The sequence below is a fragment of the bacterium genome (genome assembly GCA_026398675.1).
GTDB lineage: Bacteria > RBG-13-66-14 > RBG-13-66-14 > RBG-13-66-14 > RBG-13-66-14 > RBG-13-66-14.
Genome location: JAPLSK010000297.1, coordinates 1 through 2,899, shown reverse-complemented (window position 1 = coordinate 2,899; position 2,899 = coordinate 1). Strand labels below are relative to the sequence as shown.

The 2,899-nt window shown below is 63.3% G+C and carries 2 protein-coding genes; both read left to right on the top strand.

The annotated features are described in order from the left end of the window. The coding region (locus NTW26_08765; protein MCX7022344.1) for a T9SS type A sorting domain-containing protein at positions 1–1,226 on the top strand (1,226 nt) is incomplete at its 5' end. 140 nt (positions 1,227–1,366) lie between these two features. Further along, on the top strand, positions 1,367–2,899 hold a 1,533-nt coding region (locus NTW26_08760), incomplete at its 3' end, for a DUF6055 domain-containing protein (GenBank protein ID MCX7022343.1).

Here is a 2,899-nt window from a genome sequence, read left to right as displayed (position 1 = left end):
ACACCCTCATTTTCTCCTCCGGCCTGTGGATGTACGGGGCCTGGATTTGGTACAAGTTCCTGGAATTGAACTATTTCGACGAGGACGGCTACTGGTACGACGACATGTACCGCGACAGCATCCAGTCCAGCTCCTACAACGACCCGAGCATTTACGAAACCCTGTCGAGCATGTTGGAAGACAAAGGGTCCAACCTGGCCGACGCCTTCCACCTGTTCGGCATCTGGCGTATCTTCACCGGAACCTACGCGGACGACTACCACTGGCCGGTGCCCATCGGCGTCAACCTGGCCTGGGCCTGGGGCCACGTGGTTGACGATTACCCCGTGGAGGATTTCTCGGTGCCCGACGCCCGCCTACCCCAGAAGATGGCGACCAACCTCATCTGGTTCTCCACCAACACCGCCCACGAGATGTTCGCCGTCTCCTTCGACGGCCAGAACGACGCCGGTACGGAGCACCGAATCTGGCAAGTCTCCATAGTGGGCGTCCGGCGCGACGGCGGCGAGCCCGACGTGTGGGGAATGGACGTGGACAACGACTACAACTACGGTTCCCTCGTCATCAGCGACTGGTCGCCCTACCTGAAGATCGCCATGCTCATCACCCAGTACGGCGACGGCAACCTGAACCCCGATGACCCCGACACGAGCCAATGGGCCCGCGCCGGCACCTACACCTACAGCGCGTGGATAACCGACGTGGGGGCCGACGTGGCCGACCTCGCCGGCCGGACGGTGGACGAGGGCGTCCTTTTAACCTGGCGGGCCGAGGGCGACGTCGCGGGTTTCAACGTTTACCGGGGGACGGAGCGCCTGAACGCTCTGCCGCTGGACACGGAAGCGGTGAGCTACCTGGACAAGGACGCCGCGGGCGGCGAGTACTACCTCGGCTTGATTGACCCGGCCGGGGTGGAAGTGCGCTACGGACCGATCACGGTTGACCCCGCCGATTCCGGTTCCCGCGCGACGAAGCTGGAGCAGAACTTCCCCAGCCCGGTCGCGGGAAAGACGACCATCCGCTTCACGCTGGCCGAGGCCGGTCCGGTGGAGCTCTCGGTATACGACCTCTCCGGGCGGCTGGTGGATACCGTCGTTGACGGCGAGTTGGAGGTCGGTCCGCACGCCTGCGTGTGGGACGCCTCGGGCCGCGCCGATGGGGTGTACCTCTACACCCTGACGACCCCCGACGGCAGCCTGACCCGCCGCCTGGTGGTCGCGCGCTAAGCCGGTATCCCATCCGTTGAGTGTCGAAGGGGGTCGTGTTCGACCCCCTTTAATGTTGATAAAACTGACTGACATCCAAGAAAATTTGTGCTATGCCTTGGGACGTCTTCGAACGACACACGAAAAAAAATGGAGGACCAATGCGCTGGGCCGCGTTAATCACAATCCTGGCGGCGGCGGGCGCCTTCGCGGCGAACCTGCCCCCCGACAGGATCATCGCCGACTACGAGAAGGGCGTGCTCGACCGCCACGAGGAGCTTCTGTACCTGGTCAACTACGTCAAGGATTACAACGCTCTTCCGGTGGAGTACCAGAACACCGAGGGCGTCGTCATCGAGTCCTACACCCCGTACATCACCTATGTGCTGGACCACCTCGACGAGGTGGACGATTCCGCCCGGGGGGAGATTCTGGACCTCCTGGCCCGGCCCGCCTCGGTGGGGCAGGTGGAATCCAGTATCTACTCCATCTGGTTCCACTACTTCGATTCGTCTTACCTGGCCTACGCCACCGAGAGCCTGGGATATACCGAGATAGCGTGGGGCATCGAAACCGAGGAGGGCGACCCCGACCGCCTCTGGCCACCTCCGCCCGACGGCTCCGCCGGGGGCAGCTCGGATTACGATTTCTACCTGGAGGACATCACGGGCGGCGTGATGGGTTACTGCGTCCCCGAGTCGTATTACGACGGCGATCCGGACCGTTACGGCTTCACGAGCTACATCGCCATCGATATCAATATGACGGAGAGTTATCTCCGTTCCACGATCAGCCACGAGCTGGGCCACGCCATCCAGATGGGCGCCGACTACGCGGAGCAGCGGCTGATGGAGGCGGGGGCGACGTACCGGCAGAACCTCGTCTACCCCGGCACGGGACACGCCTATTACCAGACCAGCGAGTTCCAGACCTACCCCCATTACACCCTGATCAACTCGTCGGGGATGTACCAGTACGGGGTGTGGATCTGGTACAAGTTTCTGGACCTGGTCTACTTCGACGAGGATGGCTACTACTACGACGATATGTACCGGAACGCCGTCCAGCCCGATTCCACCAACGACCCGAGCATCTTCGAGACGCTCGACGACCTTCTGGCCGACGAGGGCTCGAACCTCACCGACGCCTATCTGCTGTTCAGCGTCTGGCGGGTGTTCACCGGGGTCTACTCGGACGATTACCACTGGCCGGTGAGCATCCCCTACGATCTCACGTACGCCTGGAGCCACCCGACGAGCGACTACCCCGTGGAGGACTTCTCGGTGCCGGACGCGAGCCTGCCCCAGAAATTGGGGATGAACCTCGTCCTCTTCTCCACCAATACCGCCCACGAGATGTTCGCCGTCTCCTTCGACGGCCAGAACGAGGCCGGCCAGGAGCACCGCGTGTGGAAGGTCGCCGTGGCCGGCATCCGGCGCGACGGCGGCGAGCCCGACGTCTGGGAGATGGACGTGGACAACGATTACAACTACGGCTCGCTCATCGTTGACGATTGGTCGCCTTACAGCAAGCTGGCCCTCGTCGTTTGCAACTACGGCGACGACAACCTGGACCCCGACGACCCCGACTCGAGCATGTGGGGCCGCGCCGGCACCTACACCTACAGCGCGTGGATAACCGACGTGGGGGCCGACGTGGCCGACCTCGCCGGCCGGGCGGTGGACGAGGGCGTC